Source organism: Endozoicomonas sp. SCSIO W0465 (assembly GCF_023716865.1).
Classification (GTDB): domain Bacteria; phylum Pseudomonadota; class Gammaproteobacteria; order Pseudomonadales; family Endozoicomonadaceae; genus Endozoicomonas.
Genome location: NZ_CP092417.1, coordinates 6,093,650 through 6,108,061, shown reverse-complemented (window position 1 = coordinate 6,108,061; position 14,412 = coordinate 6,093,650). Strand labels below are relative to the sequence as shown.

Here is a 14,412-nt window from a genome sequence, read left to right as displayed (position 1 = left end):
GCCAGAACAGAGCATCGCAACGCCGTTACCGACCAGCAATGCCACGGACTATCCCACAGCACCATTGGCAACGGCTGCAATGATAACTACCACCCCGCTGTCCAGTGTTAATCTGACAGCCCCGGCAATTTTCAACGAAACGGCAATGGCCAACACTGCATCTACCGCCACACCGGGCCATTCACCTGGTACCCGGCAACATAGCCCGTTACCGCAGCCAACGGCGGCCTCCGTCAATGAAACCGTGATGGCTGATACCACCTCACAACAACCGGTAATGACACCGCTCAACAACACAGCCATGGCCGAGGCAAGCACCCCGTCGTCCAGCCTGAATCTGGCAACCCCGACACCGTTCAACAACACGATAATGATCAACGCGACCACGCCAGAACAGAGCATCGCAACGCCGTTACCGACCATCAATGCCACGATCAATGCCACAGCACCATTGGCAGCGGCTGCAATGACAACCACTGCACCAGTGACAGAAACCGTGGTGACGTTACCGGCAGCCTCAATGACATTTACTGGTATGCCTCCAACATCAACACTACCCACAACGCCCATACCATTGGTTGAAACCCTGAGCAACTGGGTTGTTGTGGGTGCCAGCTTAGGGACTGCTTTCACAATCGTTGCTGGCATTGGTGCCTGCGCTCTCTACCAATACTGCCAGCGCCAGAACAAGATACCGATAGCAACAGAACCCGAAATACCTTTGGAAGCCCTGAATCAGCAGGCCAAATAACTAATTACCCATATTGATGAATGTTCTGCTGCATGGCTGGCTGTTGCTTGTCGAACATTGATAAGCCAGCGCCTTGATAACTTTCTCAACACCTGCTGGCTCCACCTTGAGGATATGACGATAGGTGGTGAATTTTTCTCTGGAAGTAGATCAGCGAGTGATTTCTATAAAGTGACTTTCTTGCTTTCAGGCATCCGTCCCATCCTTTGAGACATCACCCCAAAGGCCGGTCTCTTTATTAAGACAGTGGAAGCATTACTCTTTAGTCATGATGGAAAACTTTTCCTTGCAAAGCAGGGCGGACCCAGGTTTTTTGGTTTCACTATACTTTTCAACATAATTAAAAAAAGCTTTTTGTAGGCAGGGAAAGGGTATGGCGAGCATAGAGGGAGTCAATCAGCAAAATCATGCGTCGCTGTTAAGTCCCGTAAAAAGTGGTATAAAAAAAATTGGGGCAACTTTTAATCGTGCCGTCGCTCGCTATAAGGCAACCAAACATTTTCATCAACAAGCACCTACGCACCCCCAAAGATCGGTTCACATGCGTGGAGCAAAGATGGTTTCTCCACAAAATCATGTCAACCCAACCGCATTATCATCAAAATCCAACAGTACTCAACTACCACAACGCCAAAAAGTATCGGGTGAAGGGGCCGCACTGTACAAAAATATAAAGTACCGTCGCCTGGTTTCCAGGGAGCGGGTAACCGCTCAATTTGAGCAGCCCCAGCAAGTCTCCAGAAACATAATGAATGCAGCCTGGTCTGCTCATTATCAGGGCAAAACCCCCTGGGGGGAAAACCATGCATTACTGGTAAAAGGCGGTAAGCTTGGTCAGATCAGCATCAATATTTCTCTGCACAGTCAAGCCCTTAAGCAACCCTTATCAGCTAACAAAGGTGAAATTGAGCAGCAGGGTAGGCAGGTCATTGATAATTTGCAGAAAGGTATTAACGAGCTGCGCCAGCTGCTTTGTCAGCAAGGCAGAATGATGCATCCAACAGAATACCAACAACTGAACAGGTTATTGCAGAGCCTTCATAATGAACAGAAGCTGATGCTTCAGGTTATGGATGATCCGGGAGTTTCAAGTGTTGCAGGCTCACTGGATCTGACTCAGGCTATGGAGCTAAAACGACTTGGATACGACCTGACGCCTACTATGGTCAAGCATTTCAGCTCTTTTAACGATAGCCATCTAATACGAGGGTCTGATCAAAAGTTTGGTTCAGGTGCAATTCATTCAGTAACTAAACTCCAGTTTCAGACCACCACCGGCGTGGTCGAAAAAATCTTTAAAGGTGATGACCCTTTTGATCCTTGCCCATTTGACTCCATTATTGGCGCAGAAAACTATCTTGATAAAAGCAAACCAAGATTTGCCACACGCAACTTTGCAGCAGCAAAATTTGACAACCTGCTGGGAACCGGACTGATGCCTGAGATGGAGCTGACGGTTCACGACGGACAAGTCGGCGTACTGATGGATGTGGCCAAAGGTGTTAAGCCTTATGACCAAAGTACTAACCAAATTAACTGGACCCCGGTTGAAGACGATAGCCAGCCTCAAAAAGCAGCAAAGATTCAGGAACAGCTCAACAGTGCAGAATGGCTTGATGGAATCTGTGCCCAACAAGATCGTCATCCAGGCAACCTGTTTATCGATCCGGAAGACGGTAAGGTTACGCTGATTGATAATGACATGGGTTTCTACCCTGGTCTCCATCAGGTACGCACCCCCTCAAAGCCCGGGGGGGTTCGCCGGTTTGCAGGAAGTACCGCAGGGTTACCTTCGGTGATTGATGCCAAAGTTTATGAGAAACTGATGTCAATCACTCCGGCGCAGATTCATCAGCAAATGGATGGATTGATAACCCGAGAGGAAGCAGAGTCTACGGTCAGCCGTGTGAAAGAACTGCAGAGCCATGCCTCCAGGCTGGCAAGCAATGGCCGGGTTATTGAGAATTGGCAGCAATGGAAAGATCCGTCAACAGGATTGAATGCTGCGCAATTCCAGCGCCACTATGCACCCGACAGCTATCTATTATCCGTCCAGGGACAATCAGGAGGTTTATAGCTATGTTTGAGCACGAACCAGGCCGTAACTGTTATCAATCAGCTGTTGCACTCCTGACCAGCGAGGGACTGCCCTGCCCACCGTTGCATCACAAATTTATCGGTAAACTTCAGCAAATCCCCCATTCGGCACTGTTCACGACAGACCCCTCCCTGCCCGACCCCTATCATTTCCAGTTCTACCTGAACCAGTTACTAACTGGTCAGTGCCCAAGCATGGTCGTCTTTGGTGTATCCGGTCATGGTTTTTCTTCCAGAGCAATGCACTACTACATGATTGATCAACACATTGCAGTGCTGTTTCAGGATGGTCTACCGGAAACGCCGAAAGGCTGGCAGGAAAAACAGATTGTGGACTATGACCTCACCAGCCAGCTTTACATTGCCTGTCAGGACTCTGTAGCAACCAATCATCTGGCAGCCGATGAAAAACTGGTTATCTGTCGTTCATTCTTTCAACCCGGACACTGGGGGATCATCAAGCAGTCCGGAGAGAAAGTGAAATGGGAAATGGCCGCCAACCCACTGGACGCAGCTGCTGACTGGCTAACTGGCAAACAGGTTTAATGTTCAAAAAAACCCTGGAACTGGGAGTTTGACATCGTGGTCATGCACGGCAGTGAAGAGAGTACATCTGATATCCAGGTGATCGAACGTAAAGGTGAAGCGCCGGAGCAGTATCCGGAATATGAGGATTCTCATTGATCAATATTTAACCAACTATTCTTACCCCGCCTGCCTGAAAGGCTGCCTTTATCCCCTAACGGTTTATCCACAATCTTTTCCACACAAATTCCGGATAACTGAAAAAGGGGATAATAATTCTACAGGCATATACTGCAATGGGTTATAACGAACTGCTGACAGTATAAACACAACCTGCCAACAACTTATCCACAGACTTATTCCGGGAAAAGTGAGGGCACGTGTCTATTCTTGGGCTCATTCAAAAAGGACGCCCGACTCTCAAACATCCTTTTATTGATGGCAATGGCCGTACGGGTCGGGTACTGAATATTCTGTATCTCATTGAGCAGGAATTACTGAACTTACCGGTTCTCTACCTGAGCCGATACATGGTCAACAACAAGGCAGACTACTACCACCCTGATTTAATGGAGTCCCTGGAGGTTCTTACTAAAAACAGAAATGAAAATATTCCTGTCCGGTGGCGACGCCCCAATAACAATGGAATATTCGGTATTGTCACAGCCGTCCGCTGGGAGAATAGAAAAAAATCAGAAGTATTTGGCAGTTCAGACGACGACAGCGGTTCTTCAAAGTAAAACAACTGCTGACTAAAAAGGAATCACCAAATATGGCAACGTTTCATATTGGCCCCTGGTCAATCCATTTATCGATAGAAAAGCGCGATAAACGCAAGCACTCGAATCATAACAGCAGTCATCATCAAACTGACCAGATTGCTGATAATGAGCACTCTACCCATCTAAAAAATAAAACCATCAGACAGGAAGACAAAATAATGCCAAGCTCAATTACCAGTAAAAAAGCAACGGATAAAAATGTATCCATCTCCGGAGTGGATGCCATTGAAATTCTCAACCGAAATACAGATCTGGTTGCACTCCACAAAAAGGACAACACAGACAAGTTCTGGTCCTACAAACTAACCCACGGTACACGGGCTGAGTTTGCCTTTGACCCTAAAACAAAAACCAAACTCACCATTCGATTTGATAGAAAGCCGCCTGAAATTGAAGGGATCGAGTCAATTGTAGACATCACCCAAGCCAATAAATCAACGGCATTAGGACGAGTATTTACAGGTAATGACAACTCTTTTCAGAAACCGATGGAGTGGATCTGGCAAAAATTCATATCCGCTCCGGCAAACTGACCCTGATGACCTACGAGGGTTTTACAACCCAGCCCATTCCCATGCTTCGTGAAAGGGTTAAGCTTAACCTGCGCGAACGCACTGTCGATTTTTTTGACTACGGCTATGGCGACTACGATCCACAACCACTCTACTGGAAGTCCCGGCTGATCGACGCCAGTTTCCCCGATTATGACAAGCAGCAGTCATTCGATAAACGCCTGTCCGTCTTGAACATTCCTGAGCTGGCTGACGGGCACGGCCCTTCATTAGAGAATCTGACAGCCCTGCTTCGTATAAATCACGGACTCACAATTAAAGGTTACCGGTTCTTCAAAGCACAGAGCGCCATCGCCCCCCTATAATACACAGCACGACCAAGAACAATGCCGATGATCAAAACCGTAAAAGCTGGCCAGAGTGACCGGCCACATCCCGATAGCAAAAGATCTATATATGGACTATATTTAGGCCATAAACAGGAGGCAAAGTGATGAGAATTGAACCGATCAGCTTTGTAAAAAAGAATGCGGCTAACCTGGACCTGGAAGAACCGATTATCGTGACACAAAATGGCAAGCCAGTCTATGTCATTGAATCCTTTGAAGACAGAGAACGCAGGCAAGAAGCCACCGCGTTGTTGAAGCTATTATCTTTTGGTGCCAAAGACGAAGCAGAGGGCAAAACACTGTCGGGTGACCAGGTGCTGAACAATATCAGGGCAAAGTATCTGGATAATAAATGATGCGGGGGGTGTTCTCTCTGAATAATTGAAACCTATGTGCACCCCAATCACGACTATTATGGGAACCATCTTTCACAGTCGTAATCTGTCGCCATGCCTGCTTCTGTCGTTGCCCGTAAACCAAAAACCATTGTGTTGCAAATTGAAGTACCCATTGAATCTGGCAACATGCTGGATCTTGAAGATGGACTGCAGCGAGCATTGAATGAAGCAGGACAGCTCGGAACAAAAGAGTTGCTTGAACTGTTTGAACCACCCAACAAAGACCCCATTGTCGTAAACCAGCAGAAGTGGAGTTACAAGGGAAAGGTGCTGAAGCGATATGAAACCATGTATGGATGTGTGCCTATGGAACGTTCTGTTTATCAGGGGGGCAGAGGTGGTGTTACGCTGGCGCCTCTTGATCTTCGCACCGGTATTGTCGGCTCAGCTACCCCCAAGTTTGCCAAAACACTCGCTTGGAAATACAGTCAGATGCCCGCTCCTGCTGTTAAAGAAGACTTTGCAACCAACCATCAAAGAACTCTGTCTAACTCGTATATCAAGCATTTATCCGACAGGGTAGGTGCATTAATTGAAGACCAGAATGACATCGAATATGACTTGCCGCTCCTGCCAGAACCTGTCGAAACCATTGCCATAGGTCTGGATGGCACCTGCATGTTGCTCTGTGAACACGGCTGGAGAGAAGCGATGTGTGGAACCCTGAGTCTTTACTCGGCCAATGGTGATCGATTGCACACTATTTATACCGCCAGCTCACCTGAATATGGCAAGCAAAGCTTTATGGGCAAATTGGACGAAGAGATTGCAAAACTAAAACGCCTTTATCCACAAGCGACTTATGTGGGGGTCGCTGATGGGGCTAAAGAAAACTGGCGCTATCTGACGAAGCATACCTCTGCTCAGATACTCGATTTTTATCATGCCTCGGAATACTTGGCCGGGCAGCAGAAGCATTATTTCCGGACAGTAAAGCCAGGAGAAAGGTCTGGTTAGAAGATAGGCTCCATAACTTGAAACACACATGCGGTGCGGCCAGGAAAATACTGAAGGAGATTGAATCAGCAGAACTCCCGAAAAAGACGACGGCACTGATAGAAAAGCGTTACAAGGCAGTGACCTACTTTACCAACAATCATCACTTAATGAAGTATCAAGAGGCTCTGGAGCACAACTGGCCGATCGGTTCCGGAGTCACAGAAGCAGCATGTAAGACATTGGTCAAACAACGGCTATGCAGTTCAGGAATGAGGTGGAAATTAGCCGGGGCAGAAGTACTGCTGGAAACAAGGTCTCTTATCCATAGCAAGGGACGCTGGGAACAACTGTGGTCTAACGTTATGTCAGGCAAAGTTTTACTTGATTGCTAAGTCAGCTATTAACCCGAGAGAGCACCCCACGAAGAGTCATTCACCCTGGATAATCTGGACGAGGTAATCGGCGACAGCGGCGCCAGGGGCATGAAGGAGTTCTACGACAAGCGCCTTGCCAACTACATGAAGAAGTACACCAAAAAGTGGGGAGCGAAGCTTGAGCCGGTGGCTATCAACTTCAGTGGATCTCAGTACCCATACGATACCAAACCGGATACCGTCTGGTCGGTTATCGTTACCGAATCGGGTAAGGGCCGGTCTTTCTCCAGCCCTCCCCACAGCACCCGGCATGCGGGTCCGCACCGGGCGGTTCAACGATGATGGTGAAACCTGATCCATAAGTCTTTCAATGAAACAAGCCCAATTTTCGCGAGGTAACTGTTATTCAGTGCCTGTTGTACCGCATAGGTTTTACTCAGACGGTAATACCCTTTGCTGCTGGCTGCGATCTTGGCGGCGTTAATTTTATCAACGCCTAACCTGACCAGATTCTTAAAACGGGTTTTCGGCTTGCGCCATTGCTTCAGAAAGCAGCAACGGATTCGCCGACGTATCCATTGATCCAGCAGGGGAATTGGTCGGTGATATTCCGATAACCGGAAATACCCCATCCAACCCCGGATATATTGTGCCAATTTGCGTAACCGATGTTGCATTGAGACACCCCAGCGACGACTGGTCAACTTGAGTATCCGGTATTTGAATCGGTCCAGACACTTCTGGGCCCAGCGAACTTTCTTCCCTGTGAAGGTGAAACTCAGGAATTCGCTTTCTGTTGCTTTCACAACTTTACTTTTCCGGGAGTTAATCTTCAGTTTCAATTTGCGTTCAATGAATTGGGTAATGCTGTGCATCACCCGATCCCCTGCACGCTGACTTTTGACGAGAATCACAAAATCATCACAGTATATTGCAAAGCAATGACCCCGATATTCAAGCTCCTTGTCGAGTTCGTCGAGGACCACATTAGACAGCAAGGGTGATAAAGGCCCACCCTGTGGCATGCCAACCCTGGTCGGGTAGACATTGCCCTCAATCATGACACCGGAGCGCAGGTAGCTACCAATCAGTTTCAGAAGGCGTTTGTCGCGGACCTTACGGGAGACCCTCGACATCAAAACGTCGTGATTAACCGTATCAAAGAATTTACTCAGATCAACGTCAACAGCGTAATGAAGCCCCCGGTTGATCAACTGCTTAACCTGACGGACTCCGTCGTGTGCTGACCGTCCCGGTCGGTAGCCGAAGCTGTTTGGAGAGAAACCCGGATCAAAGACCTGTCTCTTGATCACAAATAGCTACCTTGTTCTATCATTTCTCACTGATAAAACAGGTCATGCTTCCACTTTCTCCTAAACCATGGTCAGAACTAACTTTTGGATGTGCTGATTTGGGCGATACTCGACGTACAAAACGACTTGTCAAAGTTGCTGCCGAGCTTTCAGCTCATACCGGTAATTCTTTGTCATCTTCATGCGAAGGTTATACCGCACTGGTAACTGGAGCTTACCGGCTGATTGAGAATGAGGCCGTAAAGCCTGAAGCAATAGCTGAGGCAGGCTTTCAGGCAACTGCCAAAATAGCGAGACAGTCTCGCCTACTTCTGGCTCTCGAAGATACAACAACCCTGGGTTATAAACATGCTGTCAGATCCGAGCTTGGTGATCTTGGAGGTCCTGAAGGCTCTAAAACCAGAGGATTCCACGTCCACTCTGTCTTCTTGGTTGATGCGGATACAGAGCGAAGCATTGGGCTTATTGATCAAGAACGATGGGTTAGAGAGGACGTTCAGCGGGGGAAAAAGAACCAACGTCGTCAGCTACCTTACGAGGGAAAGGAAAGCTTTAAGTGGCAAAGAGCCTCTGAAAACACAGAACAAAGGATGGGGGGTAAAATGCCTGACATCATCAGTGTTTGCGACCGGGAGGCGGATATATACGAATATATGCACTACAAACTGGATAACCGACAGCGGTTTGTTGTAAGAGCTACACAAAACAGAATCCTGGTGGATGGCGAACTCTTATTATTTGATTCCTTAGCTCAGACTGAAGTGTTGGGGAAATATACGATAGTGGTTCCTCAAAAAGGAGGTAGAAAGAAGCGAAAGGCAACGCTGCAGGTCAAAAGAAAGAAGATGACAATACAGGCGCCGCAAAGGCCAGGCGGCAGGCCGGAACCGGTAACTATGAATATTGTGTCGGCTGAAGAGATTGGCAATGACTCCGAAGACCGTTTGCACTGGGTACTATTGACAACTGAAGATATTGAAACATTCGAAGACTGTCGCTCTATCATTCGATTTTACGAGCTCCGATGGCGAATAGAAGAGTTCCATAAGGCTTGGAAATCGGGAGCAGGAGTAGAAAGGCTTCGTCTGCAATCTCCGGATAACATTGAACGACTTGCGGTCATATTAATGTTTGTCGCTGTCAGACTAATGCAAATCCGTGAAGCATTAATGTTACCGAATGACAGGCAGCACAAAGACAGAAAGCTTTGGAGTGAAAAAACACTCGCGAATGAGGTGGTCAGTGATGATGAATGGCAGGTTCTCTGGCTAACCTATGAAAAAAAAGCGTTGCCCGATAAGCCGCCAACAGTCACTTGGCTGCTTCAAACGATTGCTCGGCTTGGTGGTTGGGGTGATTCAAAGCATACAGGGCAGCCCGGCTGGTTAGTGGTATGGGAAGGCTGGGCGAAATTGCAGGATCGGGTAAAAACCTGGCAGATAGCCCGGCAGTTCAGCGCTGGAGAGATGTGATCAAGAGTCAGATCAAAGACAGGGGTCAGCACCTGCACAATGGCCTGCTGTATGACCCTATCCATCACGGTAGGGATTCCCAGCAAACGCTCACCGCCGTCCGGCTTTTCTATAACATGTCGGCGCACGGGTGATGGCTGGTAGGTTCCGTCCAATAAGGCTTGACGCACTGAAGGCCAATGCTGTTTGGCAAAGTCTGGATAAGCTTCAATAGTGACTCCATCAATACCCGGAGCACCCTTGTTGCTTTTGACCTGTTTCCATGCACTTGCCAGATTAGCCGGTTCAAGTACGCAATTTAGTAGATCATGGTTCAAAGCTGGTTAAAGATTCTGTCGCCAAGTACGGTGAGTCGCCGGACGGCTGCATCGCCTTGAGGGAATCAGTCTCCTCTTTGTCGTCGATGTTCGGCCCTTCGCTAACGACTTCCCATCCGTTAATGGCTTCTGTCGTACAGCTACTATGGCCTCTGCTGACTTCTGTCCAATCACCACGCGGAGTTACCTCTGCTGGCGCTATTGGTTGCCATCGGGTTTGCTCGAACAGGATGATGAGACCTGTTCGCCGAGCCTGTTGTAACCAGTGGCTGAGAACTGGGAATTACCAATCGCATGTTGAACAGATCTCCCCGGATAAGGACATGAACTTTCAGTGCACAACCGCCGCATTTACCGTGTCTCACGAACCATAGGGCTTTGTGATCCTTGGCTCACTCGCCCAGAGACTCAGCCTTATATGCGATTTCTGTACGTCGGCTCGCACCTTTGCACTCAGACTGCCTCCGCACAGCCCCTCGCGGGACTGCACTTGCCTTAAGCTAGTGGTTGTCATCAGCAGGCGTCTTTACCGCCAGTCAGATGTAGGTTCTCCCACAGGGGACTTTCACCCCATCAGTTCATGCCCATGCCGGGCGTACCAAGATGAAAGACTCGGTGCTGAAGGATGGGCAGCCGCTCTTTTCACTCAAGGGCAAGAAGCAGGGCAAAAAAACAAAGCCTGACAACGCTACCCGCTACGCCCTGAAAGACCTGCCCGACGATGTAGCAACCGTTATCAACGACATCCACGGCGGGATCGCTCCGAAACAGTGGTACGACCGGTTACAGGAGTGGTGGGATGCCAGGCCACTGAAAGAACATATCAAGCGGGGACTGCTGCACGTCCATCAGGGCGTGTTCACCGACGCCGCCATTATTGAACAGCAGGAAAAGCAACTGAATGATGGCAAGCTTATGGACGCAACCGTATCCGCCAGCAAGGCCGTTTACCTGGCTCGCAACCTGGACAACGTGACCGATGCCACATTCCATAAAGGCACTCCGATGTTGAAAGACGGCAGCATCGTCATTAAACCGGGCAGCAAGGGGTTGTTTGAACTGCTGAAGCCAGTCACCGGACGGGATGAGCTGGCCATCTGGGAAGTGTATGAAGGCAGTCACCGGGCGCAGCGGATCATGGATGAAGACAAGGCCGCCAGAGCCAAAGGCAATCAGTTATTGGCTCAGGGGCAGGCATTGAAAGAAACGCTGGATGCTGTGGCACCGGATGAGTACCCCGGCGGTCGAACCGGCTGGAACCGTGACCGCAGGCAAATGGAGAAAGACCTGAAACTGGGCAAGGAACTCAGCGGCCAGAACCGGGAGAACCTATACGACCAGAAGCGAATCGACACCATTCAGAACTGGGTACATACCCAACCGGAGCTGGCCAAGCGGTTCAGGCAGGTGATGGACGATTACCAGCAGCACAACCACGACCTGCTGGACTTTATGGAAGCCGCCGGTACCCTTAATCGGGATGTTCGCAAACTGTTCGATACCGGCGACTACATTCCGTTCCACCGGATACACGACCTGGAATACCAGGAAGAAAACCAGCCATTTATTCGACGGAAAAGGGGACTCGGCGGCCAGACCTCCGGCATTCAGCGGTTGCAAGGCGGGGTAGAGAAGATCGCGCCGCTGGAAGCCATGGTGCGCAATACCCGTTCCATGCTCGATGCGGCCCTGAAGAACATCGCCCAGCAACGGGTGCTCGACAATGCACTGCAACTGGGGGCCGTGGAGAAAATAGAGTCGGCCATTACCTTTACTGACGACGATGTAAAGGCAGCCCTTCAGGGGATCGGCGTGAGTACCGATCTGACGCCAGCACAGATGCGCGGCTGGAAGTCACTCATGGCCAGGTACGAAACCCTGAAAGGCACCACCAGTGTCTCCCGCGACGGCAAGCTGGAAACCTATGCCGTTGAGGATAAGTTACTGCTGGCATCCATTCAGGACATCGGGCCGGAGCTACACAGTGGGTTTATGAAACTGGTGGGCATTCCCAGCCGGATTGTCCGACGTGGGGTAACGGCGTTGCCTGCCTACTGGTTCCGCAACCTGACCAGGGATACGATCTCGACGGCAGTGCATATTGCCCCGGAGGTAAATGGCCGGGTGGTGGGCATGAACCCGCTGGCCGGTGCCATCCGGGGTTTCAGAAAGTCGCTGGATGACGATGAATCGCTATGGGCCATGAAAATGGCCGGGGGCAGCAGTAGTAGCGGTCATTATCGCCGGGGGTATGACAATATCCGCAAGAAGCTCTCCCCTGCGGAACAGAAGCGTATCCTGAGCACTCCCGGCAGACTGATCGACTTCTGGGACAGCATCGGTGCCCGGTTTGAGGATTCCAACCGGCTGCATGTATTTGAACGGGTCAAGGAGGAAGGCGGTTCCACGGCTGAAGCCGCCTATCAGTCGCTGGATGTGATGAACTTTACCCGTAAGGGCCAGTGGGGCATTGTCCGGTTCCTGACCCAGTCCATCCAGTTTACTAATAGTTTGCTACAGGGGCTTAACCGGATGTGGCGGGGCGTCAAGCCTGGTGATGAACTTCACTGGAGTGCCTTTTCCGGTGACGTACTGACACGGGGGTTGATGTACTGCTTTGCCTCCTGGTTGCTGGTGCGAATGTTTGAAGAGGATGACCGTTATAAACAGCTGAGCACCGATGAGAAGGTGGCCTACCACCATTTCTGGATCGGTGACGGGGAAGACGGCCACTACAGAATACCCAAGCCGTTCGAGGTAGGGCATATCTTTGCCACCATTCCGGAGTTTCTGTGGCAGGGCATGATGGGGCATGAAGACGCCAGGTGGACAAAGGACGCCCTGATGACCCTGGGGATGGCGATGTTCAACCTGGAGTCCACTCCCATACCGCAGTTTGTCAAGCCAATCTGGGAAGTGGGCGAGAATCGGGACCGTTTCCGGGACAGGGATATTGTGCCCATGAGCTTGCAGCACCTGAAGCCCGAAGCACAGTATGACCCGTACACCAGTGAGACTCTGAAGGAGCTGGTGAAGTACCTGCCGGAAGGTGCGCCGGACTGGATGCGCTCCCCCAAGAAGCTGGAACACCTGCTGAAAGGGTATTTCAATGCTTTTGCTACCGGCACTTTGATGGTCACCGATGCCGTTACCCGACAACTGACCGGTGCTGGTGAAAAGCCTGCCTGGAATAAACAGGACTACCCGGTGGTTGGTTCGTTCTTTGGTGATCGCATCAAAGGCAGCACCCGTTATACCAACGAGCTGTACGAATTGAACAAAGAGGTGAACGCCATTGCATCGTCCATCAAGCACTATCAGGAGACTGGTGAAACCCGGCGAGAGAACGAACTGAAACAGAACGCCGCTGACAAGTTGAAGCAGAAAGCCGGTCTTAACAAGGCCAGCCGGGATATCAGCAAGCTGCGCAAGGAGTTGCGCAGGGTGATGGAGGACAGAGGGCTAAGTGCCAGGAAAAAACGCGCCGGGCTGGATGAGCTGAATGGAAAGATCAACCAACTGAGTGCGCAGGCCGTGAAGCGCTATCAGAAGCCGGTCCGGGAAATGTGATTTTCATAAGAACCTTTATAACCGATTATTTTTTAATTCCGGTGAAAACCACACTGTTATCACTGCCATAAGGATTCGGCACATAATCATCCGCGTTATGATCATTTTCCCAAACCTTATCATCCAGCAGATACCGAAAGTGGAAAGCACCGTCGCCGGGCAATTTTGCCTTGGTCCGGAATGCCTTGTCTTTCTTATGATACTTCATGGTGACCGGTTGCCACTGGTTGAAATCCGCAACAAGGGATACTGATTTAATCCCCTTTTGAGCAAACTCAAAAGTCACTTCGGTTTCTGCTGTTTTCTTGATGATTTTTTTCTTCAGCATGGGATGCCCTTTATATTGTTGTGTGCAGGAATGCCTTAAATTACAGTGAATCCTCCGGTCGGGCAAATATAATAATCTGTCAGCGTCTTATATGTCAGCCTGGATAATATGGGGGGAAACTGATTAACAGTCAGCTATATCTAAAAAAACCGTGAATTACCATATTTCAACATAATGCAACAAAATCTATTGAAATCCATTTTTTCCCTGTTTAGGATGAAGTCAGGACAAGCAGTTTTCTTCTCAAGGATTACGGAAGATAGATTATATGGACCTGAATTCGGAAGCCGCTGTACCTGACAACGATAAAAAGCAGAACAATCCAAAAATCAGCCAGCAAAAGATAACCTTGGCGTGGAAACAGGCGATCCCCGTCTTTGCTATGCTCAATCTCCATGAGCGCCGGGCGTTTTCCTATTTGCTGTATCAACACTACGGAGCAAGGGACCTCCCGCCATGAATCATCCGGAAATCGCTGAGCGTCTGGCCGAAGCGATGGAGCTGGCAGGCATTGCCAGCATTCCCAAGTTATCACGCAAGTCCGGTATCGACCGGAACTACCTCTATCGCATTGCCAAGGGCGAAATTGCCAACCCGCAAAAACATCTGGATACCCTGACCCTGTCTCTTGATCACAAATAGCTA

Annotated in this window: 16 protein-coding genes; 14 read left to right on the top strand and 2 right to left on the bottom strand. The window is 49.6% G+C overall.

The window, feature by feature from the left end; translation table 11 throughout:
* The first annotated feature begins 79 nt into the window (after positions 1 to 79).
* The 10 genes from MJO57_RS27470 to MJO57_RS27425 all read left to right on the top strand — a co-directional run bounded on the left by MJO57_RS27470 (position 80) and on the right by MJO57_RS27425 (position 7,109).
* The gene (locus MJO57_RS27470) at positions 80 to 751 is read left to right on the top strand and encodes a hypothetical protein (RefSeq protein WP_252020257.1); all 672 of its coding nucleotides are present in this window, start codon (positions 80 to 82) and stop codon (positions 749 to 751) included.
* 373 nt (positions 752 to 1,124) lie between these two features.
* Positions 1,125 to 2,828, top strand: coding sequence for a phosphatidylinositol 4-kinase (locus MJO57_RS27465; protein ID WP_252020256.1), 1,704 nt, complete (start codon positions 1,125 to 1,127; stop codon positions 2,826 to 2,828).
* A gap of 2 nt (positions 2,829 to 2,830) precedes the next feature.
* A complete protein-coding gene (locus MJO57_RS27460) occupies positions 2,831 to 3,394 on the top strand; it encodes a hypothetical protein (protein ID WP_252020255.1) in 564 nt (187 codons plus the stop codon).
* A 359-nt stretch (positions 3,395 to 3,753) separates the two neighbouring features.
* Positions 3,754 to 4,113 (top strand): Fic family protein, encoded by a 360-nt coding sequence (locus MJO57_RS33505; protein ID WP_371924698.1) that lies wholly within the window; start codon positions 3,754 to 3,756, stop codon positions 4,111 to 4,113.
* A gap of 32 nt (positions 4,114 to 4,145) precedes the next feature.
* A complete protein-coding gene (locus MJO57_RS27450) occupies positions 4,146 to 4,688 on the top strand; it encodes a hypothetical protein (protein WP_252020254.1) in 543 nt (180 codons plus the stop codon).
* The gene (locus MJO57_RS27445; RefSeq protein ID WP_252020253.1) at positions 4,649 to 5,032 is read left to right on the top strand and encodes a hypothetical protein; all 384 of its coding nucleotides are present in this window, start codon (positions 4,649 to 4,651) and stop codon (positions 5,030 to 5,032) included. The genes MJO57_RS27450 and MJO57_RS27445 overlap by 40 nt, the downstream gene beginning before the upstream one ends.
* Before the next feature lie 128 nt (positions 5,033 to 5,160).
* Entirely contained in the window at positions 5,161 to 5,412 is a 252-nt protein-coding gene (locus tag MJO57_RS27440; RefSeq protein WP_252027131.1) for a type II toxin-antitoxin system Phd/YefM family antitoxin, read from the top strand.
* A 93-nt stretch (positions 5,413 to 5,505) separates the two neighbouring features.
* Complete coding sequence (locus tag MJO57_RS27435) at positions 5,506 to 6,411, top strand: hypothetical protein (RefSeq protein WP_252020252.1); 906 nt, start codon at positions 5,506 to 5,508, stop codon at positions 6,409 to 6,411.
* 17 nt (positions 6,412 to 6,428) lie between these two features.
* Positions 6,429 to 6,785 carry a hypothetical protein gene (locus MJO57_RS27430; protein WP_252020251.1) on the top strand — a complete coding sequence of 119 codons (357 nt, stop codon included), beginning with the start codon at positions 6,429 to 6,431 and terminating at the stop codon, positions 6,783 to 6,785.
* A gap of 90 nt (positions 6,786 to 6,875) precedes the next feature.
* Positions 6,876 to 7,109, top strand: coding sequence for a hypothetical protein (locus MJO57_RS27425; RefSeq protein ID WP_252020250.1), 234 nt, complete (start codon positions 6,876 to 6,878; stop codon positions 7,107 to 7,109).
* On the opposite strand, the gene MJO57_RS27420 is transcribed toward MJO57_RS27425, so the two are convergent.
* Positions 7,100 to 8,080 (bottom strand): reverse transcriptase domain-containing protein, encoded by a 981-nt coding sequence (locus tag MJO57_RS27420; RefSeq protein WP_252020249.1) that lies wholly within the window; start codon positions 8,078 to 8,080, stop codon positions 7,100 to 7,102. The genes MJO57_RS27425 and MJO57_RS27420 overlap by 10 nt on opposite strands.
* A gap of 44 nt (positions 8,081 to 8,124) precedes the next feature.
* Here MJO57_RS27420 and MJO57_RS27415 point away from each other — a divergent pair, with 44 nt between their 5' ends.
* Positions 8,125 to 9,552, top strand: a complete 1,428-nt coding sequence (locus MJO57_RS27415; RefSeq protein ID WP_252017676.1) for an IS4 family transposase — start codon at positions 8,125 to 8,127, stop codon at positions 9,550 to 9,552.
* 920 nt (positions 9,553 to 10,472) lie between these two features.
* Positions 10,473 to 13,439 carry an LPD38 domain-containing protein gene (locus MJO57_RS27410; RefSeq protein ID WP_252020248.1) on the top strand — a complete coding sequence of 989 codons (2,967 nt, stop codon included), beginning with the start codon at positions 10,473 to 10,475 and terminating at the stop codon, positions 13,437 to 13,439.
* 25 nt (positions 13,440 to 13,464) lie between these two features.
* On the opposite strand, the gene MJO57_RS27405 is transcribed toward MJO57_RS27410, so the two are convergent.
* The gene (locus tag MJO57_RS27405; protein WP_252020247.1) at positions 13,465 to 13,767 is read right to left on the bottom strand and encodes an isoamylase early set domain-containing protein; all 303 of its coding nucleotides are present in this window, start codon (positions 13,765 to 13,767) and stop codon (positions 13,465 to 13,467) included.
* Between the two features lie 268 nt (positions 13,768 to 14,035).
* Between MJO57_RS27405 and MJO57_RS27400 the strand changes: the two genes are divergently transcribed.
* Both MJO57_RS27400 and MJO57_RS27395 read left to right on the top strand, forming a co-directional pair.
* A complete protein-coding gene (locus MJO57_RS27400) occupies positions 14,036 to 14,227 on the top strand; it encodes a hypothetical protein (protein ID WP_252020246.1) in 192 nt (63 codons plus the stop codon).
* Positions 14,224 to 14,409 (top strand): hypothetical protein, encoded by a 186-nt coding sequence (locus MJO57_RS27395; protein ID WP_252020245.1) that lies wholly within the window; start codon positions 14,224 to 14,226, stop codon positions 14,407 to 14,409. Before MJO57_RS27400 ends, MJO57_RS27395 begins: the two co-directional genes overlap by 4 nt.
* The last annotated feature ends 3 nt before the right edge of the window (positions 14,410 to 14,412 follow it).